Here is a 1,180-nt window from a genome sequence, read left to right as displayed (position 1 = left end):
ACCCTCATTCCAAGCTTTATCTAAGCTTTTCAAATTATTGTATGCTTCTTCAAAATCACTTAATTTAAATGTTAAAACAGGAGATGAAAAAGGTTGTTCCCAAACTACTGATGTTACAAGGTCATGCATATTGTTCCATGCTACCCCAAATCGAATCCATTGAACTTCTGATTCAGTCACCATCTGTTCAATCATAATTACATTACAGACAAGATCTAAATCATCAGAACAAATTAAAATTGGTATGACAGTGGATACTGCACCATATTCAGAAGTTTCAGGTTTTAATAGTTTCCATGCATTACTCAAAGGAACGCTATTTTCAAAGTCATATAGCCAACCATGTGCTGGAACGGAAGAGTTTGCATCCTTAAAACTAGTGTTTTTACTTATCCATATATTTAATGGAAGCCCATCAATAGCAAAAATAGGAAATGGTTTAGTCTTTCCATTTCCATCCTGAATACATCCTTTGACAGGGTGTTCATTTAATAATATTGCCGAAATAACGTTCATATATTAGATCTCTTGCGAAAGTAAAAACCACCTCAATATAAATTTCATGAGATATCAGAAATTAAATCGTTTTTCAGATTCTGAATTCAAACGCTTGGTTGGCGTACCTCGACAAGTTTTTACTGAAATGGTAGAGGTTTTAGAAAAAGCAGAATCACTCAAAAAGAAATCAGGTCGTCCTCATACTTTAGATATAGAGGATCAGTTGTTATTAACTCTCAATTACTTACGGAACTACAGCACTCAACTGGAATTAGCGGCAAATTACCATATCGCTGAAAGTAATGTGAATCGAACCATTAAAAAGGTTGAAGATGCATTGATGAAATCAAGACGTTTTACTCTGCCAAAACGAAGCATTACCACAGCAGACGAACACTTTAACTGGGTCATTATTGATGCGACAGAATGTTCAATAGAACGTCCAAAAAAAAAATCAGAGTAAGTTCTACAGTGGTAAAAAGAAGAAACATACGCTAAAAGCACAAGTGATCTATCATCCGAACAGCAAACAAATCATAGGGCTAGATATATCGAATGGCAGTCAGCATGATATTAAATTGGCAAGAAAAACGGTTAAGAAATTCAAACATTGTGAATATGTTATGACCGATTTAGGGTACTACGGATTAGAGCAAGATGGCTTTAAATTATTGATGCCAAT

1 protein-coding gene and 1 pseudogene are annotated in these 1,180 nt (G+C 34.5%); one reads left to right on the top strand and one right to left on the bottom strand.

Annotated features, from left to right (window positions below; all coding sequences use genetic code 11):
• Positions 1-516 (bottom strand): hypothetical protein (locus F902_RS00475; RefSeq protein ID WP_005200041.1); only part of this gene is annotated, 516 nt, incomplete at its 3' end.
• A gap of 46 nt (positions 517-562) precedes the next feature.
• Between F902_RS00475 and F902_RS21935 the strand changes: the two are divergent.
• A pseudogene (locus F902_RS21935) lies at positions 563-1,180 on the top strand (transposase); the annotation flags it as partial.

It is taken from the genome of Acinetobacter higginsii (genome assembly GCF_000369525.1).
In the GTDB taxonomy this organism is placed as follows: domain Bacteria; phylum Pseudomonadota; class Gammaproteobacteria; order Pseudomonadales; family Moraxellaceae; genus Acinetobacter; species Acinetobacter higginsii.
This window is presented reverse-complemented; position numbering and strand designations above follow the sequence as displayed.